The organism is Streptomyces sp. NPDC058246 (assembly GCF_042881985.1).
Taxonomy (GTDB): domain Bacteria; phylum Actinomycetota; class Actinomycetes; order Streptomycetales; family Streptomycetaceae; genus Streptomyces.
Genome location: NZ_JBHVWZ010000004.1, coordinates 368,237 through 389,567 on the forward strand (window position 1 = coordinate 368,237; position 21,331 = coordinate 389,567).

Genomic DNA, 21,331 nt, shown 5'->3' on the forward strand with positions numbered 1-21,331 from the left:
GTCCCCGTTCCGGTCGCGGCCCCGCTGGTGTGAAGGTCGGTCACCCGGCGGTCAGCAGCAGCCACTCGCGGCGACCGGTTCGTTCGCGCCGGTGTCGGCCGAGGCCGGGTCGGGGCAGCAGGTGCTGCCTTGCTGCTTGGCAAGGGTGTCGGCGTCGGCCTTCACGACGTACACCTCCCAGGGTTCCTGGCCCGGCCCGTGAACCCAGACCTTGTCCTGGAGGGCGTAGCAACACGTGGTGTCGTTCTCCACGTCCGTGGTCAGGCCCGACTCGGCCAGCCGAGCCGTAGCCGTGTGGACGGCTTCGGTGGAGTCGACCTCGATGCCCAGGTGGTCCATGCGAGTGGCCTCGCCCGCGCTGCCTTCGACGAGGACGAGCTTGAGCGGGGGCTCGGCGATGGCGAAGTTGGCGTAGCCGTCGCGGAGTTTGGCGGGTTCGGTGCCGAAGAGCTTGGTGTAGAAGGCGATGGACGCGGCGAGGTCGGGAACGCGGAGGGCGAGCTGGATGCGAGACGACGACATGACGAACCTCCTTGCACGGGTGGGGAGTTCAGCAGCCGCCGGGGGAGACCGGGGCGCCGATGCCGATCTGGAGTGTGGTCGGGGTCGCGCAGCAGCCGCCGCCTTCGCCGCCCTGCGCGGTCTCGGGCTCGTCGAAGAGGCCCGCGCCGCCGCAGACTCCGGTCTCCGGCAAGGTCAACTCGACGCGCTCGGCGGCCTCCTGGTCTCCGGCGAGTGCGGCGGTGATGGAGCGCACCTGCTCGTAGCCGGTCATCGCGAGGAACGTGGGGGCACGACCGTAGGACTTCATGCCGACCAGGTAGACGCCCTGCTCCGGGTGGGAGAGCTCGTTCACGCCGTGCGGGTAGACCGTGCCGCAGGAGTGCACGTTCGGATCGATCAGCGGGGCCAGCGCGGTCGGTGCCTGGAGGCGCTCGTCCAGGCCGAGGCGGACCTCGGAGAGGAAGGAGAGGTCGGGACGGAAGCCGGTCAGCACGATCACCTCGTCGACCGGGTCGAGGCGGCGGCCGTCCTCGGCCACCAGGATCAAACGGTTGGCGGCATCGCGCTCGACGGCCTCGGTGCGAAAGCCCGTGGCGGCGGAGGCATGGCCCTGCTCGACCGCGGCCTTGGCGCGCAGGCCGAGGGCGCCGCGGGCGGGGAGCTGGTCCGCTTCGCCGCCGCCGTACGTGCTCGCGCCGATGCCACGGCGCAGGACCCACACGGCGTGCGTGCCCTTTTCCTCCTTGGCCAGGTCGGCCAGGTGCGCGAGGGCGGTGAACGCGGAGGCGCCGGAACCGACGACTGCGGTGCGCTTGCCGGCGTAACGGGCCCGTACGGCCGGGTCCTTGAGGTCGGGGATGCGGTAGGAGATCTGCTCGGCGGCTGCCTTCTCGCCGAGGGCGGGCAGGCCGTCGGCGCCGATAGGGCTGGGGACCGACCAGGTTCCGGAGGCGTCGATGACGGCGCGGGCGGTGATCCGCTCCTCGTGGCCGTCGGCGGTCGTGAGGTGGACGGTGAACGGCTGTTCGTCACGGCCGGAGTCGACGATGCGGTCGCGCCCTACGCGGGCGACGCCGGTCACCTGCGCGCCGAAACGGACCTTGTCGCCGAGGACATCGGCGAGCGGCTGGAGATACCGCGCGGCCCAGTCGCCGCCGGTCGGGTAGGACGAGGCGTCGGGGCGGACCCAGCCGGTCGGAGCCAGCAGCTTCTCGGCAGCGGGGTCGATGACCTCGCCCCAGGTCGAGAACAGCCGCACATGCGACCAATCCCGCACCGCGCTACCCGCGGCCGGACCGGCCTCCAGGACCACAGGTTCGATGCCGCGCCCGACGAGGTGGGCGGCGGCGGCCAGGCCGATCGGGCCGGCTCCGATGACCACGACAGGCAGCTGGTCGTTGGTGGGCGCGTTCACGAGGTTCCCCTTTGCTTCGACATCTGTCGATCTCTTGCCCATCCAACATGTCACCTGATTCGATAAGCGTCAACATAGACACTCGTCGAATCCAGGAGGGGATATGAAGTGGTCGAGGTGGCGGTGATCGGGGGTGGCCGACCCCACCTGGCTGCCTTGGTTCGACATGTGTCAACATAGACAGATGTCGAATGCCAAGGCGCTGCCACTGCTGGAACCCGAGGCTCCCGAGGCCGTGGTGCCGTGCTGCCCGCCGCTGACCGAGCGCCCCTTGAGCGCCGAGGAGGCCGAGCGGGCCGCGAGGATGTTCAAGGCTCTCGGCGATCCGGTGCGGCTTCGCCTGTTCTCGCTGGTCGCCTCACACGCGGGCGGCGAGGCATGCGTCTGCGACATCTCCGACGTCGGCGTCTCCCAGCCGACCGTGTCCCACCACCTGAAGAAGCTCAAGGAGGCCGGCCTGCTCACCTCCGAGCGGCGCGGCACCTGGGTCTACTACCGGGTCGAGCCCTCAGTGGTAGCCGTGATGGGGCAGATGCTCGGCAGCCTCGGCTGAGCCGGCCGCGCGGAGGGTAGATGGGTCGGATGAGGGAGTCGTCGGTGGGCCGTCGGACAATCCATGAGAGGTGGAGCGTGCCCGTACGACGACGTTCCAGCGGCTCCTGGACGACGCTACCGAGGCCGACCTGCGCCCGCCCACGGACGGCACCAGCTGGACCGACGAGCCGTTGCTGTTCCAGATGCTCTTCGGCTACCTCTTGATCCGGCCGTTGCTGGTCTGCTGCGGATCTTCAGGAGGCTGCCGCGAGGCGTCGGCCGGGCCTTCGCCAGCTCCTGGACGCTGCCACCAGGTCGTTCGACGTCGTCAACCACCTGGGCCCGACTGACCTCTGCCCCTTCCCCGCTACCCCTACCGACCCAGCACTTCGACTTCACCGTCGCCAACTCACGCTGAGCGGCACTCACTGAGTGGCGCGGCGGTCGTAGCCGGGCAATCCGTGCTGTCGTCATCGCCGAACGGTGAGTGCGAAGCCGGCCAGGGCCAGCAGCATCCAGGCGGCGAGATAGGTGAAGGCTGCGGCAGGGGAGAGGGCGGTCCACAGGGTGCCGGCGATGGCGGAGGCGGCGAGGTTTCCCAGGGACTGCACGGTGGCCAGCAGGCCGAAGGCCGAACCGCGCAGGTCCTTGGGGGCGAGCGCCGCTACGGCGGAATGCTGGGCCGTTTCGACCGCGCCGATGCCGACACCGGCCAGGACGAACGGGACCACGAGGACCGCGACGGCCGTGTCGGTGACTGCGAACAGCCCGTAGGAGACGGCGAATGCCGCTGCCCCTGCCGCCAGCACCAGCAGCGGACCGCGCCCACCCAGCCGGTCGGCAAGGCGTCCGGCGGGGACGGAAGCCACGGTCGCCGCGATGTTGTAGGCCGTGTAGAGGCCGAGGGCGATCGTGGTCGCAGTCTTGGTGCCGTGCCCGGGGGTGAGCAGTTCGGTCGCCCGCAGGATCAGCAGGGTTGCGGCGACGTTGCCGACTTCGAAGGCGGCGATCGCGCCCGTCAGCCGCCCCAGCTCGCCGCCCAGCACGGGTCGTACGCGGATGCGCAGCGGCATCTTGTCCCGGTCGGTGGGCTTCGGGGTGTGGCGAATGGCGTACACGATCGCGACGGCCGCCAGCAGCCCCGGAATCACCGACAGGCCGATCGCCCACCGCACACCTAGCCAGGCCACCAGGCCGAGGGCGAGCAGGGGACCGAAGATCGCGCCGAGGTTGTCCATCATGCGCTCGAAGCCGTACGCCCGCCCGTACGCACTCGCCGGGACGATGTCCGCGAGCAGCGCATTGCGCGCGGGCACGCGCAGCCCCCGCGCGGTCCAGGCCGCGGCCCGCAGCACGCCGACCTGCCACACCGAGGTCGCCGCCGCTGTGGCGGCGCCGAGGACGGCGGTAGTGGTGTAGCCGCCGACAGCGACCTTGCACCGCCTGGCCGGATCGTCGGCCAGGACACCGCCGCCGAAACGGGCCGCCCCGGCGAGGGCGTCCGAGACACCCTCGATCGCTCCCAGGGCGGCAGCCGGCGCACCGAGCGTCGAGGTCAGCAGGGACGGCAGGAGAGCAGTGGGGATCTCATGGCCGACGTCCGCCAGGAAACTGGCGGATCCGATCCCGCGCACTCCCGGGGTCAGCCAGTGATCCTGGTCAGCCGTCGACAGGCGGTCGGAGGCGGGGGTCGTGGTCACGACCGGCAGTCTTCAGCACGTCACGTTCGCCGCGGCAGTGGAGAAAGCCACGATTCTCCCGCTGTGCTCACGTCGTTCCGCCTGCGAGGAGCGCACTGACCTCGCGGGATGCCTCGCGGGCGGGGCGCCCGACGCCGGTGAGCGTGGCGGAAGCGGGTCCGGCCACGTCGCCGTGGCCGAGCGGCCGGGTACGTCTCGCCGGTCTGCGGCGGCTGCGGCGGCCGGGCAGTGAGGAGTACGCGGCTGGGAGATGGGGAGAACAGGCGCACCGAGTTTCAGGTGTGCTGCCCGGCCCCGCTCGGCACGCTCTTAGCGCCGAACATGACGAACTCGATTCCCAGGCGGCGCAGGTGGCAACCGGCGGCGAGCCCGGCCTGGCCGCCACCGATCACCACCACGCGCGTGGCGTGCGTCATGCGGCGGGCTGCTCGCCAGCCGCTCGCCCCGGCATGAAGATGAGGGCCACCAGTGCCAACCCGACCACGGCACCGACGAGCTGCATGCAGATGAACCCCGCGACCGAACCGGGCGCGATGCCCGCGGAGGTGTCGGTGAAGGCCCGCCCGATGGTCACCGCCGGGTTGGCGAAGGACGTGGACGAGGTGAACCAGTACGCCGCGCCGATGTACGAGGCGACCGCGGCGGGAGCGAAGCGCAGCCGGTCGGTGCGGGCCAGGCCGAAGATCAGCAGGATCAGGCCCGCGGTGGCGACGACTTCACCGAGGAGCAGGTGGCCGGCCGAACGGTCGTGGGTGGACCACTTCACCAGTGGTGCGCCGAACATCGCATCCGCCAGGATCGCGCCCGCGATCGCGCCGACGATCTGGGCGGGGACGTAGACGGCGGCCTCGCGGAGGGTGACGCCGGGGCCGCCGCGGCGGGCGGTCCACCGCTCGGCCAGGGTGACGGCGGGATTGAAGTGCGCGCCGGAGACCGGGCCGAGCAGGGTGATCAGGACGCCGAGGCCGAAGACGGTGGCGAGGGAGTTGGCCAGCAGCTGCACCCCGACGTCCTTGGTCAGCTCGGTGGCCTGGATGCCGGACCCGACCACGATCGCCACCAGGGCCGCGGTGCCGACCAGTTCGGCGGCGGCCCGGGCAACGAGCGGCGTACGGGGCGGAGTAGCCCCGGGAGCGGGCCGGCGCTCGGCGTCGGATAGGGCGGACTCCGCAGCGGTCTCGTGCGTGGCGGTCAACAAGGACTCCTCGGTGCAGTCGCGTCGGGCGACGGATATCAGGGGCAGGACCGCTTGACGTTGTTCTCTGCGGTGACGCGCGCGGTCTCCGCGAGGTCGGCGAACTGACCGGCAAGAGAGGCGATGACGTCGGGCTTCAGCCGGTAGTAGGTGAACCGGCCGCATGGCTCCGTCTCCACGACCCCGGCCTCGCGCAGCACCTTCAGATGGTTGGAGAGGTTGGTCTGTCTGGCCCCCGTCTCCTCGATCAGGTGCGTGCTGCAGAGCGTCTCCTTGGCGAGCAGGGTGACGATCTGGAGCCGGAGCGGGTCCGCGAGAACCCGCATCAGATCAGTGTCGACTGACGTCATCATGGGGTGATACTTTCACATCACTCTGACCTGATACCAGCCTGGACTGAACCTTGGGACCGCATCCGCACACCGTGGGGGCCCATGCCCCGAAGGGGGGTTGCCGTGACCGCATCCCCGCCCCCTGTGCCGAGCACCTGGCCACCGAGCGGCTGGACGCGCTCGCCCACATCCAGGGCGCACCGGGCAGCGGCCTGCCCCGGGTGCTGTTCGTGCGCAGCCACAACGCCGGCCGTTCCCGCTGAGGGCGCCCCGATCGCCGTCGTCCGCGGCATCCGCGACGAGATCGACGCCCACATCAGCGAACAGCTCGGCTCCCTGCCGAGCACCTGACCCCCGTACCCGATCCTGCACCACCTGCTTGAACCACATCGCGAAGGAAGAACCCATGTCCTCCAGCCCGCTCGCCTCCGTGCTGTTCGTCTGCGTCCACAACGCCGGGCGCTCGCAGATGGCCGCCGGATTCCTCAACGACCTCGCGGGCGACCGGATCGAGGTCCGCTCCGCCGGCTCCGTCCCGGGCGACCAGGTCAACCCGGCCGCGGTCGAGGCGATGATGGAGGTCGGCGTCGACATCTCCGAGCAGAGGCCGAAGATCCTGACCACCGAGGCCGTCCAGGCGTCCGACTACGTCATCACCATGGGCTGCGGCGACGCCTGCCCGATTTTCCCGGGCAAGAAGTACCTCGACTGGGCGCTGGAGGACCCGGCGGGCAAGGGTGTCGCGGCCGTCCGTCCCATCCGGGACGAGATCAAGACGCGTATCGAGGCGTTGATCGCCGAGATCGACGCCCAGCAGGAGGCGTGACCCCGTGACCGATCCCGGCACACGCGAGGTCGTCGTCATCGTCATCGGCTCCGGCCCTGCCTGATACGCCTGCCCTCTACGCTGCGGCGATGCCTGCCCGTACGTCCCGTTCCCTGCCACTACGGCTGGAAGCTGCCGGATCCCAACGGGCTCGCTCGGTATATCTCAACAGGCTCCGTACAGAGGGCGCCCGGGTCCGTACGCGACGCGCCCCCAAGCGGAATAGAGCAGCTGGCCATGGACCTGTCGAATCGCACGATGGCGTAGGAGCGCCGGTACGCGCCAAGCGAGTTGACACTGCACCGCAGTATGCACATAGGGGAGTGTCGCCCTCGCGGCTCACGGCTCACGGCCACGGCCCACGGCGCACGGCGCACATCGAAGGTGCCGTCACCGAGGTCGAAGACGAGCACGGTCATCAGCTCGCCCAAAGGTGACAGGGCAGCCGGGGGCGCACGCCCCGGCGCCGGCTCAGATGGTCGGGCGTGATGAGCCGGCCTGCTGCTGTCACGCGTAGTGGCAGGTTCTGGTCAAAGACTGGCCAAGTGTCGGACGCCCCCTCCCGCTCGTGGTCGGGTCTCTGCGACGGCTGAATCTCTGCCCGTTTGGGAGGACCTGGTGTCAGCACCAACCCGTAAGAGACGATGGTTCGCGATCTGCGCCATCACCGCATCCGCCGCACTCGTCGCGGTACCCGCAGGCGCTGCCTCCGGTTCGGACGGCAGCCCCTTCGGGGCCCGCACACTCGCCCAACTCGCCGCCGGACGCGCGCAGTCGGTGGGTGGCATCACCCCCAAGGTGAAGGCAGAGGGCGATGGCGGCGACGACGGCAACGAGGCCGATGAGATAGCCGAGGGCGCGGACCAGTACGCCGAGGCCCGCACCTCGCCCGGCACGGTCGCGCCCGGCGCGTACGGCGCCGCCTGGAGCAGCCTGACCAACCTGCCGAGAACCGGCGGAAGTTGGCGCAACGTCACCGACCTGCCGTACAACTCCGACGACCCGCGCTACCGCGACTACGACTCCAATTCCAGCGGCGGCTCGGGCAATGTCACCGGCCGGATGGCCGCGATGGCCGCCGATGACGACGGGTACGTGTACGCGGGCAGCGCGGGCGGCGGGGTGTGGCGGTCGCGCAGCGGAGGGGGCCGCTGGCAGCCCATCAGCGACAGGCTGTCCTCGCAGTCCACCGGCGCACTGGCGCTGGACGGGGCCGGGCGGCTGTGGCTGGGCACCGGCGAGGCGACGACCAACGCGGACGCGTACCTCGGCAGCGGCGTCTACGTCCTGTCCGACCCGCGTCACGGCACGTTCTCCTCGCGCAGCCGGGTCGGCGGCGACGAGCTGGAGAGCACCACCATCCACGAGCTGCGCTTCGGCGGTGGCAAGGCGTGGGCGGCGACCAGCGAGGGCGTGTGGAGCCACTCCACGAAGAAGCTGAGCGGTGCCTGGAAGCTGGAGTTCGCGCCCAACCCCGACTATCTGCCGGGCGGTTCGCTGGCGAGCGATGCCTCGGCCGCGTACAAGAACATCGCCAACGACATCGCGATCGACCCGAAGGACCCCTCCAAGGTGGTCCTGGCGGTCGGCTGGCGCAGCGGTGACGACTACAACGGCTTTTACACCAAGGTGAACGGCACCTGGACGCGGATCACCAGCGGTCTGGGCGACCTGCCGTCCGACGCGGACAATGTCGGCAACGTGACCTTCGCCCGCTCCGCCGACGGCTCGCGCTACTACGCCATCGACCAGTCGCCGGAGCAGCTGAACACCAACCCGGACAGCGGTCTGGAGGGCATCTACGTCTCCAAGTCCGGCTCTCCCAGCGGCCCCTGGACGAAGATCGCCGACTATCAGGGCCTCGCCGCCGACGGCTCGGCACTCACCTCCAGCGGCTATATGCCCGGCGTCCAGGCCTGGTACAACCAGTTCCTGACCGTCGACCCGAGCGATGCGCGGCATGTCTACGCCGGTCTTGAAGAGGTCTACGAGACCAAGGACGGCGGCAGCAGCTGGTCGACCGTCGGCCCGTACTGGAACTTCGGCTTCTCCTGCTGGAACATCGACCCGGCCAAGCAGACGGGCGACTGCAACCAGACCACCCACTCCGACCAGCATGGTGTCGCGATCGGCAGGTACCACGGCAAGAGTTTCGTGTACGTGGGCAACGACGGCGGTGTCTACAAGCGCCCGCTCAACGGCTCTCAGGACACCTCCGGGCACGCCACCGACTGGACCTCGCTCAATGACGGGACCATCGACACGCTCCAGTACTACTCGGTGGGCATCGGCAAGGACCTGACCTACGGCGGCGTCTCCGTCACCGGCGGCCTGCAGGACAATGGCCAGTCCGTCCTGCGCAGCAACGACACGGTGATGGGCTCCAACTTCGGCGGCGACGGCGGCGACACCCTCACCGATCCGGCCAACGGCTGCAACATCGCAGAGGAGTACGTCTACCTCGCGATCCAGGTGACACAGAACTGCGCCGTCAACGACGGCAGTTGGGTCACCGACCCCAGCAAGATCACGTCGTACAACGTCGCCCCGGCCGACAACGCCACGGGCGAGGCCCGCTTCATCGCTCCGCTCGCCGTGGACGCGAAGACCAGCTCGACCTGGATCGCGGGCGGCCGCCACGTGTGGGTGCAGACCCACGGCTATGCCATCCGCAGCGGTTCGGAGTGGAAGAGCGTGTACGACCTCGGCGCCGGCCGCACCGCGACCGCCGTAGCCGCGTCGGGCGGCAAGGTGTACGCGGCCTGGTGCGGCCCCTGCAACAACCAGGGCTTCGCCCGCGGCATCTCGGTCGGCAACGCGGACGGCACCGGCTGGCACGACATCCCCCTCCCCGCCACCGGCACGGACGGCACGGTGCCCAACCGCTACCTCAGCGGCTTCGCCGTCGACCCCAAGAACGCCGACCACGTCTACCTCGCGGTCAACGGCTTCTCCCGGCACTGGACCGAAGGCCCCGGCGCGGGTGTCGGCCATGTCTTCGAGTCCAAGAACGGCGGCACCACCTGGAAGGACATCTCGGCGAACCTCCCCGACGTGCCGACCAACTCCGCGGTCGTCACGGCCAACGGCGGCCTCGCCGTCGCCACCGACCTCGGAGTCGTCTACCGCGCGCCGGGCCGAACGACGTGGCAGCGTGTCGGGCAACTCCCGGCCGTAGCCGTGCTCCAGCTCAAGCTGAGCCCGGACGGCACCACCCTGTACGCGGCCACCCACGGCCGCGGTATTTACACGATCAAGGTGCGTGACTGCGGCTGACGCGCACGCGTAGCTGACAGCGACATGGAGCGGTGATCCCGGCTGTCGGGGTCACCGCTCCCTCGGGTAAGGGACCACACTCACGTGCAGCGTGAAGGCGACGTGCGCCGCGCCCGCCACGTCCGGTGCCTTCGCCAGCGCGGTGACGTCCGCCGTGCCGGCCCGGGTGCCTGCGCACCGCAGCGAGGCGTGGGCCGTGCCGTCCGTGCTCAGCTGCCATCCGGACGCCAGGACGAAGACCGGAGCGGAGCTCCGCACGGCGGTCCACCGCCTGTCGTCCGTTCGAGGCCGCAGGACAAGGGATACGACGGTGCCGGGCCGCACGCACAGCCGCTGTTCGACCGCGTCACCGGGGCTCACGGTGACCTCCGCATGCCCGGCGGCACAGTTCCCCGCCGAAGCGGACGGCGCGGTGGCCGACACGGAGGGGCTTCCCACCGTCGGGCTGGCGGGCTCGCTCGCGGACGGGGCTGCGGACGTGTGGATCGGCGAACCGGTCGGCAGCCCGGCCGAGCTGCTCCCGGACGCTCCTCCCGATCCGTCGTCCGCCGACGTAGCGCACGCTGCCAGGACGACCATCCCGGCGACCATCCACCCCCAGGCCCACCACCGCATCCCAACACCTTCCGGTCCGCGTGTACGGATACCAGCATGCCCTGCCGGCCCCAGCAGTGCCTCGTCGTGGCGCAGCATCCAACCGGTGCCTCGTCGTGGCGCAGCACAGGTCACAAAACATGGTCAGCCTGCAGCATGCCGATCCGGTCGCGTTCCAGCACGGAGCGGAGCTCCGAGAGGGACGCGCGCAACGGCCGTTGGTGCTGTGGGGTCACGACCAGGGTGAGGCGACCTGCCAGCTGGTGTCGTCAGCCCACGACTTGGTGCTGTCCCAGGCGTTGGAGCCGCCATCACTGGCGATGTACCCGGTGTAGTAGTAGTGGCGCAGGTACTTGCTGTCGTAGTTGCCGGACATGAAGGAATAGCCCAGTCCGCTGTTGCCTGTTTGTGGACAGAAGGTGGCGTCCTGGGCGAACAGTGAGGTTCCGTCGTTGGCGTTGAGATGGAGCTGGAAGCCGGCGTGACGCAGGTACTGGCCGGTGGCGTTGGCAGACTCGAAGGAGACGCAGGAGCTGTTGGCCAGGCCCGCCCGTACGATCCAGGTCGCGTCGCTCTTGTCGGTGGCCGAACTGGACGAGGAGATCGGCGAGATGACCACGTTGGTGTCGGCGTCGTCGTGCCGGAGGTAGTCGGTGGTGCAGCAAGAGGTCGTGGCCCGCAGCGAGATCCTGGAACCGGGCGTCAGCGCGACCGGCAACGCCGACGCCGTGTAGGCGACCGAGGTGATGTTGGCCTGTACTGCGTTCTCGGTGGCATCCGAGGGGTAGCCGGAGGTCATCACGCCTTCGTAGAAGGTTCCGGCGGAACCCTTGCTGTTGTCGCCGCCGATGCCCAGGATGATGGCCCCTTCCTTGGACATCGGGTTGTAGCCCGAGACGTTGGGGCGCGCGCCGCTGTAGAACGTCGACAGGCCGCCGGACTGGGCGTTGCCACCTCTGATCGCCCACCGGTTCGCGGTGCCCTTGATGATCGCGGTGGTGAACCGGTAGTTGATGGTCGGGTCGTTGGCGTTGTACCGCTGGTTCACCCCGGAGAACAGGCCGTTCTCCAGGTCGGCCATGATCCACGGGCCGGTGCCGGCGCCGTAGCCCCAGTACGAGCTGTTTCCGAAGTAGATGGCCTCCATGTGGCCGTTGCCCGTGTCGTTGTTACTGGTCTCGGCATTGCCGTAGTCGAAGCAGCAGCCGCCGTTGAAGTGTGTGCCGTCGAAGATCGCGTACATCCCCTCCGGCTGGTCCCCGGTGGCGATGCCCGAGGTGTGGTCGTTGCGGTAGCCGGTGCCGGGAGCCACGTAGACGCCGTAGGCCTTGTGGCCGCCGACCGTGGTCGGTGCCGCGATGGCGTTCGCGAGGTTGTCGGGACCGCCGGCCGCTCCACCGCCGGGGGCCTGGGTGAGGTGGTTGCCGCGGCCGGACTGGTCGTAGATGACGGTGATGACGCAGGTGGTGCCCGCGCAGAACGAGTCCTGCGCGGCGGCGTTGGCGTAGCCGCCGGTGCTCAGCAGTCCGATGTCGCGGTTGCTGTTGTCCGAGGAGCGTCTGACCTGGTACAGCGGGCCGTTGTACGCGGCGTACAGCGCCCGGGTGGTGCTGTGCGCGGCCACACACGGCGCGCCGCCGGCGGCGTAGAGGTCGCACGGAAGCGAACTCGCGGCGTACGACGTGCCTGTGCCGCCGACCAGGACACTGGCGATGAGCGTGACGGCGGTGGCGGCGCAGAGCGCCCATTTCCTCGAGCGGTCAATCAGCCGGACTGGTGCGCGTAACGACATCAACGTCCTCCCTGACGTGAGTGGGGTGAACCGCCGCAGAGCAACGGCCTGCTGCGGATAGCCGAACGACTTCCGAAACACACGGCCTAGTTGTTCGGTATTTCGGACATCGTTCGTATCATCGGTCAGAAGGTAGGGCCGTGCAGTAGGTCCGTCAACGCGTGGGGCGAAAATCGTCAAAGGGGCTATGTGGATGGCGCGTAACACCCGCGCAGGGTGGAACCAGGCAATCGTCGGCTCTGCGATCCATCGGAGAACGCCCAGGCCAGAGCCGTGTTCCTGGACGTTTTCGGCAATCATCGGACGGATGCCACGCGCCCACGGCAGGCGCCGGCACTTGTCGTGGTGCTTGCTGCCCGGACGTGCGCGGTCGACCGGGCTGGGCCTGCTTTCGGGCCGCGCCGAGCAGCTCGCACCCGGAAAGAATCGACCAACGCCCGCGACCAGTCCAGCTTCTTCGCCGCCCACAACCTTTTCAGCAGCACAACATGCAGCTCATCCCAACGACCGCAAAGCCGAGCACTTCCTGGCCTTCGTCGGCATCGTCGGCGTCCTCGGCTGCTACCGCCGCTACACCAACTGAGACGACCGCTTATTGGTTTGCCGTCGGCGAGCCCGGTTCGATAGGAAGCTTGCATGCTAAGGGGCAGCAAGGTCGGGCTCAGGGCCCGTCACGAGGACGACATCCCGATCCTGCAGGCCGAGCTCTACGACGACGCGGTCAACTTTTCGCGGTCCGACGGCCGGCCGTGGCGGCCGATCACGCCCGGCTCGAAGGAATCGCAGCTCGTGGTGGACGACAAGGACCAACGGCACGTCCGGTTCTCCGTGGTGGAGTTGGAAGGCGGCACGCTGGTCGGCGCCGCGGAGCTGTGGAACATCGACAACCACAACCGGTCCGCGCACATCGGGCTGGGGCTGCTGCCGTCCGCCCGAGGCAAGGGCTACGGCACCGATGTGGTCGCGGTGCTGTGCCACTACGGTTTCGTCGTGCGTGGCCTGTGGCGCCTGCAGATCGAGACGCTCTCCGACAATGCCGCGATGCTGCGCTCGGCCGAGCGCAACGGTTTCGTCCGCGAGGGCGTGCTGCGCTCCTCGGCCTGGGTGATCGGCGAGTTCCTGGACGAGGTGCTGCTCGGTCTCCTCGTCCAGGACTGGAAGCCGGACTCGAAGAGCTAGCCTGCCGCCCGACGGTCAAGGTCGGGCCGCGGAGCAGACATGCAAGGCCGAAGGCCAGGACGGCGGCGTTTTCCCGCGCGGGCCGTGGGCCCGGTTCGCCGACGGACAAGCGATACGTCCAGGGGCCGGTATACCTCCCTGCAGCCCGTATTCCTCACCGGAGCAGGGCTCGGTCGTATCGGCAGGTGATGTCGGGCGGGCCGGGCCGGGCCGGGTGATGTCCGACCTCGCGCGTGATCACACCCATTCAGTTGCCATTTGCAACATCTAAGATCCGGAGCTAGGGTGATGTTGTTGCATAGTACAACTAGATGAGGTGAATATTGTCCGGCTTCTCCCTGGGGCGGCCGGTCGAGATGTGTGTGGCGATATGTCAACTTATCTTCCTCGTAGTACAGAGAGGGACCTGAGAGGTAGGCGAGACCCATGCGAGCCGAAGACGTCGTCCGCGTACCGGCCACACCACTGAATGCCCCGGCCTTCCCCGCGGGCCCGTACCGGTTCACCGACCGCGAGTACCTGAACATCACCTACCGGACGGATCCCGAGGCACTGGAGCGGGTCGTGCCGGAGCCGCTGCGGGTGGTGGAGCCGCTGGTCCGCTTCGAAGTCATGCGGATGCCGGACGTCACGGGGCTGGGCGACTATACGGAGGCGGGCCAGCTCGTCGTCGTCGAGTACGAGGGCGAGACGGGCGAGTACAGCCTGTCGATGCACGTGGACAACTTCCCCGCCATCGCGAGCGGGCGCGAGATCGGTGCCTTCCCGAAAAGGGCGGGCCGGCCCAGGCTGTTCGTCGACCAGGACACTCTCGTCGGCACTCTCGACCACGGCTCGCTGCCCGTCGCCCGCGCGACGATGGGCTACAAGCACTGGCCGCTGGAGGCGGAGAAGGCCCGTGAGGAGCTGACGCAGCCGACGTTCATGCTCAAGAAACTGCCGGATTACGACGGCTCGCCGCGCATCTGCGAACTCGTCAGGTCACAGATCAGCGACCTCACGGTCAAGGGCTCCTGGAGTGGTCCCGCGCGGCTGCAGCTCTTCGCCCACGCGCTGGCCCCGCTCGCGGACCTTCCGGTCCTGGAGGTGGTCTCCGCCTCGCACATCCTCACAGACCTGACCCTGGGCCGCGCCCGGGTCGTCCACGACTACCTGGCCTGACCCCCCGCCAGGAAGAGCGAGAAGAGAAGGTATCGCGCATGTCAGAGAACGGCAGCATCGCCGGAATCCGGAACGTCACCGTGGTCGGAGGAGGTGTCATCGGTGCCTCTTGGGCAGCGCTGTTCCTGGCGCGCGGCTTGTCCGTCACCGTCAGCGACCCGCAGCCCGGCTCCGACGAGACCGTGCGCGGGCACATTGCACAGGCCGCGCCCGCGCTGAAGGCGCTCGGGCTGGACACCTCCGAGCTCACCGCCCGGCTCGCCTTCGAGCCGGACCTGGCCACCGCGGTCCGCGCGGCGGACCTGGTGCAGGAGAACGGTCCGGAGCGGCTTGAGGTCAAGCACGAGATGTGGCGCACCATCGAGACCAACGCGCCCGCGGGCGCCCTGTTCGCCACCTCCACCTCCGGCATTCCCGCCAGCGAGATCGCCACCGTCCTCAAGGACCCCGGACGGCTCGTCGTCGGGCATCCCTTCAACCCGCCGCACCTGGTGCCGCTGGTCGAGGTCGTACCGGGCGAGCGGACCTCCGAGGAGACGGTCGAACGCGCTCGAGCCTTCTACGCCGCTCTCGGCAAGCGTCCTCAGGTGCTGCGCAAGGAGGTGCCCGGGTTCGTCGCCAACCGGCTGCAGTCGGCGATCTTCCGTGAGTGCGTGCATCTGGTGAGCGAGGGCGTGGTCACCATGCAGGAACTGGACGACATCGTCACCTCGTCCATCGGCCAGCGCTGGGCCGTCGCCGGCCCCTTCCGCTCGTTCCACCTCGGCGGCGGCGAAGGCGGACTGCCCCACTTCATGAGCCACCTCGGTATCGGCATGGAGCGCCGCTGGGCCGACATGGCTCAGCAGAAAGTGGCGTTCGACGAGCCGACCAAGCAACTGCTGACCGAGCAGGCCGAGGACTTCGGCGGCACCATCGACGAACTCGCCGCCGAACGCGACCGCAAGCAGATCGCCGTGATGCGCGCCCTCGGCGACAGGTTCGACAGCGGCGACTGAGCCGGCCGCGGAACCGCGCCGTCGGACCCCCTGCCCGTACCGCCATCGGAAGCCCCCGACACACCACAGAGGCTGACCTCGTCATGAGTGCTGAAGAACTCACCGACCGCATCCAGAAGGCCATCGCCACCCCGCTCACCCATGACGACGGCTTCGACATCCATCAGGATCTGAGCGAAGTCCTTGCCACGGTCGGCCTCCACCCCGAGGACAGCGGCGGAAAGATCACCTTCATCGGCAGCGACCCGATCGTCCCGAGCATCATGCGCCTGGGCGCCGTCCCCGCGCTGGGCCTGACCGCGAAGTCCGTTGCCCTGGCCGCCCTCTGGCGGCAACGCGGCGGCGAGGGCCAGGACATCACCATGGACCTGCGCAAGGCCCCGCACCGGCTGTGCCCCTTCTACGACAAGAAGTGGGAGCTGCTCAACGGCTACCCCGGCGGCACCCCCTCGGATCCGGCCAACCCGCTCGGCTTCGACTTCTACCGGGCACGCGACGACCGCTGGGTCATGCCGCTCAACCCCTACCCGAAGATCAAGAGCACCGTCTACAAGCTCCTGCGCGTCTGGCCCGAGAAGCAGGCCGTCGCCGATGCCATCGCCAAGTGGAACGCCGCCGACCTGGAGCAGGCCGGAGACGAGATCGGCGTGGTCATGCCGATGCTGCGCACCACCGAGGAGTTCCTCCGGGAACCGGCATACGAGTACATCGCCCAGGAACCGCTCATCAAGATCGAGAAGATCGGCGACAGCGAGCCCGAACCCCTGCCCGCCGCCGTCGACCAGCCGCTCTCGGGCGTACGCGCCCTGGGCATGGGCCACATCATCGCCGGTGCCGGCTTCGGCCGGGACCTGGCCCAGCACGGCGCCGACGTACTCAACATCTGGCGGCCCAACGAGCTGGAGCACGACTCCACGTACAACAGCGCCAACGTCGGCGTGCGCTCGGCCACCATCGATCCCTACGGCCCCGAAGGGCGGGCGAAGATCCGCGGACTGCTGCGCGGCGCCGACCTCTTCTACGCCAACCGCCGCCCCGGCTACCTGGAGAAGATCGGCCTGAGTGCCGAAGAAGCCGCGGCCGTTCGCCCCGGCATCATCCACCTCAGCTTCTCACTCGTCGGCGAGAGCGGCCCGTGGGCCCACCGCGTCGGCTTCGACCAGACCGCCGGCGCCCTCACCGGCATCATGCTGATGGAGGGCGAAGACGGAATCGCGGCGCGGCCGACCAGCACGCCGGGCCTGCCCTACATCAGCGTCGTCAACGATTACGTCCTGTCCTGGCTGGCCACCACCGGCGCGCTCGCCGCGCTCATGCGCCGCGCCACCGAGGGCGGCAGCTACCGCGTGACCCTCAACCTCACCCGCGTCGCCACCTGGATCCTCAGCCTCGGCGTCTTCGACCGCGACTACGCCCATGAGGTCGCCCTCGACCCGGACCCCGACTCTCCGCACGCCTACCTCGACCCGGACACCTTCACCGCCGACACCCCCTGCGGCCACTATCAGGGCGTCACCGACCAGATCATTTTGTCCAAGACCCCCGGCCGCTTCCGCAACGTCCTGGTGCCCCGCGGCAGCAGCGCCCCCGTCTGGCTCCCTCGCCACAGCTGACCAGCCCGTCGTGCTCCTCGCGGTTGTCGAGTGCGGCAACGTGCCGCGCCGGCGGTAGCTCGTCGAAGCCGTCCAAGCCGTCATGGCCGAGCGGCTCCGCCGCAATCCTCCCGTGCCCGCTGCCGCTGCACCGTACGGCACCCGTTCGGAGCACACCGGGCTTCGACGTGCGACATCAGGCGCTCGTCGTCTCTCGCATTGCGTCGGGCCCGCACGCACTCCTGCGAGAAGACCCGTGCCGATGCGGCAGACCGAGGAACTCCGCTCACCGACTGCGCTCACTCATGCGACGGTCCCGACACCCCCAGATCCGTACGCATCGTCGCGCGCATCCTGGACAGGTCTCGCCAGGCCTGCTTGATCTGTTCCCGTACGTTCCCGAGGTCGTCGGCCTCGCGTGCCGTGCCGTGAGTGAGGCGTGCCAGGGTGCCGTAGACCGAGCCCAGGCTGATGTCGACCCGTCTCACCTCCGTCAGTACTGTGTCCGGCACGGTCATCTGGGCCTCGGCGTATCGGCGGCGATAGTCCGCGCGGGCCGCTTCGACCGTGGCCATTGACTCCTGCGTGTCGTACCCGATGCGCAGGACGTGGGCGTGGTCGTTCAGGCTTGCCAGGTAGTGGCGGGCGGCGGCGTTGAACTCCGTGTACGCCGCCTTGTGGGCCTCACGGCCCGACTCCACCTGCTGGGCCGCCAGTTCGGTGCGGCGAGTGCGTTCGAGGTGTTCCCACTCCTCGCGGCGGGACGCGTCTCCGCGGCGCTGGGTCAACCACGCCGAACCCAGCGTGCCGCCCACGCCCACCACCGCCGCCAGCAGGCCCGCCACGGCCGAGTCCATCACGCCTCCCCAGTACCAACCACCGCTTCCATACTGCCTCTTCGGCGGCGCGTGACACCCGGGAACGGCGTGCCGCCGGTCTGTCCGGATCGCTCGGAGCCGATCGCGGCCCGGGCGTGGGACCGTATCCCCTCATACGACGGGGCGCTGGGGGAGAGGTTCAGATGGCACGCGTGCCGACGCCGCGCCAGATGCGGCTGATGCGGCTGATGAGGTCGCGGTGGTAGGTGGCGAGGCCACCAGGAGGAGCGGGGGCGGGGTGGCTGGTGAGGGTGTAGCACGCGGTGGCGTCGGCGTACCGGCGCTTCCCCAGGCGGAGCAGGTGTCCGCGAAGCGGGCCGTGCTCGGGGGACATTGTCACGTCGGTGTCACTGGGATGGGTCTTGCTTCGCGCCGGCGTGATCTTGCAGGCTCGAAGAACCGCAAAAGGTGATGAGGAGGTTCGTGTGCCGACCGAAGCCGACATCCTGGTGCCGCCCAAGACGGTCGCTGCCCGCGTCGCACGGTGGGAGGCGATCCTCGACAGGGCGCCCTTGGATGTCTGTCTCAGGACGGCCCGGTGTCGGTACCGCGCACGCGGCGCCGGCCGTGACGTCCGTCTCCCACCGCCGGTGGTTTCCGGACAAGTTGACGTACCCCTGGCTCTCGGCCGCGGTGGATGACGTCCAGTGATGCGCCGACCGGCTCGTGAACGTGGATCTTCGCGGTGAAGCCCCATGGGTGGTGGCTGGTCATCGTGGTTCGGACGCGTTCGCCGGGGCGGAGCCGACTGAGCGGATGCAGGTGCGGGCGGGTCAAGGTGTCGCCGAACCGGCCGCATTCGGCGCTGTTCCAGCGCCCGCACAGCGCACCTCAGGCGCGCTTCGGGCCGGTAGCGCACCGAATCGCGGGCCCACGGTGCTTCGTACGGACTCGGCGCCTCCAAGGGTTGCCCAAGTCTGCCTGGATGCTGGCCATTTTGTGCACACGGACTTGCCGACGCCTTGACGATCCGTTCCATGTACGTTCAACCAATCGTCTGTGCCCGCGTTGTGTGCCGTCCCTAAGGTCCCTGAGTGTCTCGAGAGAAGGGGCTCATGGACACACTCCTCGCAGTCCGGGCGCGCGGGATCACCAAGTGCTTCGGCGACGTCGTCGCGCTCGACGGCGTCGATCTGGACGTGGCGCAGGGCCAGATCCACGGCTTGGTCGGACCGAACGGCGCCGGCAAGACAACACTGCTCGGCCTCCTCCTGGGCCTGGCCGTCGCCGACAGCGGCCGCCTCGAGATCCTGGGTACGCCGGTCAGGCGGGCACTCGCCGCTCCCGACGGTGTCACCGGCTTCGTGGACGGGCCCGGTCTCTACCCTTCGCTGACCGCCAGGCAGAACCTCGCCGCGCTGGCCGCTCTCCGCGGCCACGACGCGCGGACCATGGGCATCGACGACGTGCTCGACGAGGTCGGGCTCACCGATGTCGCCGACGACCAGGTCCGCGGCTTCTCCCTCGGCATGCGTCAGCGGCTCGGGCTCGCCGCCGCCCTGCTCACCAAGCCCCGGTTGCTCGTGCTCGACGAACCGTCCAACGGCCTCGACCCGGCCGGCAAGAGACACGTACACGGTGTCCTCACCCGGCTCGCCGCGGACGGAACCAGCGTCGTGCTCTCCAGCCACCGCATGGACGACCTCCAGGCACTGTGCTCCGAGGTCACCATCGTCGCCACTGGACGGGTCGTCTTCTCCGGCCCGTTGAGCAAGCTGGCCGCCGAGACCCGCGAACTCGACTACCGGCTGCTCACCTCCGACCCGCGGGCCGCCCGTCAACTGGCCGTCGACACGGCCGGGATCCGGGTCGTCGACGACGCCGGGGCACGGCACGACGCCGAGGTGCTCGTCGTGCGGGCGCTGGTGCCCGCCCTCGACGAGCTGGTGGTGCAACTCGTGCACGCGGGCATCGCGTTGCGCGAACTCGCACCCGTGGTGTCGCCGCTCGAAGCGGCGTTCCTCACCCTCACCGAGCAGAAGGAGGCCGGGCGTTGACCGCGACCATCGCCGACGACAACGCTGCCGTTGTCCACCGCGTCTCGGTTCCGCGCGGCTACCGCTTCGAGCTGGTCAAGCTGGTCTCGCAATGGCGGATCCGCTTGCTGGTCCTCGCCTGCTGGATCGTGCCGGCGCTCTTCGTCGCCGCGGTGAGCCGGCAGAGCACGCTCCCCGTCGACACCCTCTTCGGCCGCTGGATGCACGCCACGGGGTGGGCCGGACCGTTGGTGATGCTCGGTTTCGCGGGAAGCTGGGCGCTGCCGCTGCTGACCTCGGTGGTCGCCGGCGACGTGTTCGCCTCCGAGGACCGGCTCGGTACCTGGCGCCACCTGCTCGTGGCGGTACGGTCGCCGCGACGGATCTTCGCAGCGAAGGCATTGGCCAGCCTCACCGTCATCCTGCTGCTCGTGGCCGGCTTGGCCTGTTCCAGCGCGGCCGGCGGCGTCGTGGCGGTCGGCAATCAGCCGCTGGTCGGCCTCGACGGCCACCTGCTGACGCCTGCCGGCGCCGGCGGCAAGGTCCTCCTCGCCTGGGTCTGCGTACTCGCGCCGACCCTGGCCCTCGCCGCGATCGGACTGCTCGGGTCCGTCGCGCTGGGGCGGTCCCCGATGGGACTGCTGCTGCCCGCGCTCGTCGCGCTCGCGATGCAGCTCGCCCAGATGATGCCGCTCCCCGTCGCCGTACGCCTCGCCCTGCCCAGCTACGCCTTCATCGCCTGGAACGGTCTGTTCACCAGCCCGGCACAGCTCGGCCCGCTCCTGATCGGCATCGTGGTCAGCCTGCTGTGGACCGTGACCGCCACCGTGCTGGCCTACGCGCTTTTCACCCGGCGTGACTTCACCAACCCGACCTACGACGGCTCGGGACGCCGCGCGTTCACCGCCGGAGTCCTGCCGCTCGCCGGACTGGTCGCCGTGACGATCGCGGTCGTCGCCTCGGCGACCACGGCCACGGGCTCCGGGATCGAGCAGGACAAAGTGCAGCGCTCGGTCGCCACCGCATTCGCCCACCTCTATCGCCTGCAGACCGGGCAACTCAACCGCCCCGCCGTGACAGAAGCACAGCTGAAGGCCACGGCGACGTGCGACAAGGGCAGCGTCAAGGTCGCTGCCCAGGGGCCGGGCAACGACTGGCGCTGCGTCGTCTCCTGGCATCTCCCCGGCATCGACGTCGCGGGGACGGCCATCTACCAGCTCGACGTCACACCTGACGGTCGTTTCATGGCCGACGGCGACGGACCGAAGGAAGTGAACGGCTACTTCCTGGTCCGCACCCCGACCGGGGACGCACCCAACCCGCTCTGGCAGTTCGACGGCAACGTCGACCTGCTCGACACCGCCCCGAAGGGATAATTCC

The 21,331-nt window shown here is 69.4% G+C and carries 20 protein-coding genes; 10 read left to right on the forward strand and 10 right to left on the reverse strand.

The genetic code is table 11. The features are described 5' to 3' along the window. Positions 1-51: 51 nt before the first annotated feature. Both ACFVXA_RS08870 and ACFVXA_RS08875 read right to left on the reverse strand, forming a co-directional pair. The gene (locus ACFVXA_RS08870; RefSeq protein ID WP_362025240.1) at positions 52-522 is read right to left on the reverse strand and encodes an ArsI/CadI family heavy metal resistance metalloenzyme; all 471 of its coding nucleotides are present in this window, start codon (positions 520-522) and stop codon (positions 52-54) included. A 28-nt stretch (positions 523-550) separates the two neighbouring features. Further along, positions 551-1,918 (reverse strand): NAD(P)-binding domain-containing protein, encoded by a 1,368-nt coding sequence (locus ACFVXA_RS08875; protein WP_390024377.1) that lies wholly within the window; start codon positions 1,916-1,918, stop codon positions 551-553. Positions 1,919-2,102: 184 nt separating this feature from the next. On the opposite strand from ACFVXA_RS08875, the gene ACFVXA_RS08880 reads away from it, so the two are divergent. After that, complete coding sequence (locus tag ACFVXA_RS08880; RefSeq protein WP_362025233.1) at positions 2,103-2,471, forward strand: metalloregulator ArsR/SmtB family transcription factor; 369 nt, start codon at positions 2,103-2,105, stop codon at positions 2,469-2,471. Between the two features lie 451 nt (positions 2,472-2,922). On the opposite strand, the gene ACFVXA_RS08885 is transcribed toward ACFVXA_RS08880, so the two are convergent. The 4 genes from ACFVXA_RS08885 to ACFVXA_RS08900 form a co-directional block, all read right to left on the reverse strand. Next, positions 2,923-4,152 (reverse strand): MFS transporter, encoded by a 1,230-nt coding sequence (locus ACFVXA_RS08885; protein WP_383743374.1) that lies wholly within the window; start codon positions 4,150-4,152, stop codon positions 2,923-2,925. A gap of 275 nt (positions 4,153-4,427) precedes the next feature. After that, positions 4,428-4,568: an NAD(P)-binding protein gene (locus ACFVXA_RS08890; protein WP_390024379.1), complete on the reverse strand. Its 141-nt coding sequence runs from the start codon at positions 4,566-4,568 to the stop codon at positions 4,428-4,430. After that, entirely contained in the window at positions 4,565-5,347 is a 783-nt protein-coding gene (locus tag ACFVXA_RS08895; RefSeq protein ID WP_383743379.1) for an aquaporin, read from the reverse strand. Before ACFVXA_RS08895 ends, ACFVXA_RS08890 begins: the two co-directional genes overlap by 4 nt. A gap of 38 nt (positions 5,348-5,385) precedes the next feature. Then, complete coding sequence (locus ACFVXA_RS08900) at positions 5,386-5,700, reverse strand: metalloregulator ArsR/SmtB family transcription factor (protein WP_362025222.1); 315 nt, start codon at positions 5,698-5,700, stop codon at positions 5,386-5,388. A gap of 71 nt (positions 5,701-5,771) precedes the next feature. Between ACFVXA_RS08900 and ACFVXA_RS08905 the strand changes: the two genes are divergently transcribed. The 3 genes from ACFVXA_RS08905 (at position 5,772) to ACFVXA_RS08915 (ending at position 9,781) form a co-directional block, all read left to right on the forward strand. Further along, entirely contained in the window at positions 5,772-5,942 is a 171-nt protein-coding gene (locus tag ACFVXA_RS08905; RefSeq protein ID WP_383908227.1) for a hypothetical protein, read from the forward strand. A 143-nt stretch (positions 5,943-6,085) separates the two neighbouring features. Beyond that, positions 6,086-6,505 (forward strand): arsenate reductase ArsC, encoded by a 420-nt coding sequence (locus ACFVXA_RS08910; RefSeq protein ID WP_362025216.1) that lies wholly within the window; start codon positions 6,086-6,088, stop codon positions 6,503-6,505. Positions 6,506-7,123: 618 nt separating this feature from the next. After that, positions 7,124-9,781: a glycosyl hydrolase gene (locus ACFVXA_RS08915; protein ID WP_390024381.1), complete on the forward strand. Its 2,658-nt coding sequence runs from the start codon at positions 7,124-7,126 to the stop codon at positions 9,779-9,781. A gap of 51 nt (positions 9,782-9,832) precedes the next feature. Here ACFVXA_RS08915 and ACFVXA_RS08920 read toward each other — a convergent pair whose 3' ends face one another. Then, positions 9,833-10,141, reverse strand: coding sequence for an acetyl-CoA synthetase (locus ACFVXA_RS08920; protein WP_383743392.1), 309 nt, complete (start codon positions 10,139-10,141; stop codon positions 9,833-9,835). A 466-nt stretch (positions 10,142-10,607) separates the two neighbouring features. After that, positions 10,608-12,167: an alpha-L-arabinofuranosidase B gene (locus tag ACFVXA_RS08925; protein ID WP_390024383.1), complete on the reverse strand. Its 1,560-nt coding sequence runs from the start codon at positions 12,165-12,167 to the stop codon at positions 10,608-10,610. Positions 12,168-12,803: 636 nt separating this feature from the next. On the opposite strand from ACFVXA_RS08925, the gene ACFVXA_RS08930 reads away from it, so the two are divergent. The 4 genes from ACFVXA_RS08930 to ACFVXA_RS08945 all read left to right on the forward strand — a co-directional run bounded on the left by ACFVXA_RS08930 (position 12,804) and on the right by ACFVXA_RS08945 (position 17,118). Then, a complete protein-coding gene (locus ACFVXA_RS08930; protein WP_384402809.1) occupies positions 12,804-13,346 on the forward strand; it encodes a GNAT family N-acetyltransferase in 543 nt (180 codons plus the stop codon). Positions 13,347-13,772: 426 nt separating this feature from the next. Then, complete coding sequence (locus tag ACFVXA_RS08935) at positions 13,773-14,507, forward strand: acetoacetate decarboxylase (RefSeq protein ID WP_362025203.1); 735 nt, start codon at positions 13,773-13,775, stop codon at positions 14,505-14,507. A 38-nt stretch (positions 14,508-14,545) separates the two neighbouring features. Continuing rightward, a complete protein-coding gene (locus tag ACFVXA_RS08940) occupies positions 14,546-15,505 on the forward strand; it encodes a 3-hydroxyacyl-CoA dehydrogenase NAD-binding domain-containing protein (protein WP_390024385.1) in 960 nt (319 codons plus the stop codon). An 83-nt stretch (positions 15,506-15,588) separates the two neighbouring features. Continuing rightward, positions 15,589-17,118: a CoA transferase gene (locus ACFVXA_RS08945; RefSeq protein WP_362025197.1), complete on the forward strand. Its 1,530-nt coding sequence runs from the start codon at positions 15,589-15,591 to the stop codon at positions 17,116-17,118. 278 nt (positions 17,119-17,396) lie between these two features. Here the strand turns inward: ACFVXA_RS08945 and ACFVXA_RS08950 are convergent, their stop codons facing one another. Then, entirely contained in the window at positions 17,397-17,954 is a 558-nt protein-coding gene (locus tag ACFVXA_RS08950; protein ID WP_390024387.1) for a hypothetical protein, read from the reverse strand. A gap of 160 nt (positions 17,955-18,114) precedes the next feature. Beyond that, positions 18,115-18,309, reverse strand: a complete 195-nt coding sequence (locus ACFVXA_RS08955; protein ID WP_390024389.1) for a hypothetical protein — start codon at positions 18,307-18,309, stop codon at positions 18,115-18,117. A gap of 721 nt (positions 18,310-19,030) precedes the next feature. On the opposite strand from ACFVXA_RS08955, the gene ACFVXA_RS08960 reads away from it, so the two are divergent. Together ACFVXA_RS08960 and ACFVXA_RS08965 are read left to right on the forward strand one after the other, a co-directional pair. After that, complete coding sequence (locus ACFVXA_RS08960; RefSeq protein WP_362025190.1) at positions 19,031-19,972, forward strand: ABC transporter ATP-binding protein; 942 nt, start codon at positions 19,031-19,033, stop codon at positions 19,970-19,972. Further along, positions 19,969-21,327, forward strand: a complete 1,359-nt coding sequence (locus tag ACFVXA_RS08965) for an ABC transporter permease (protein ID WP_389748788.1) — start codon at positions 19,969-19,971, stop codon at positions 21,325-21,327. Before ACFVXA_RS08960 ends, ACFVXA_RS08965 begins: the two co-directional genes overlap by 4 nt. Positions 21,328-21,331: the final 4 nt, after the last annotated feature.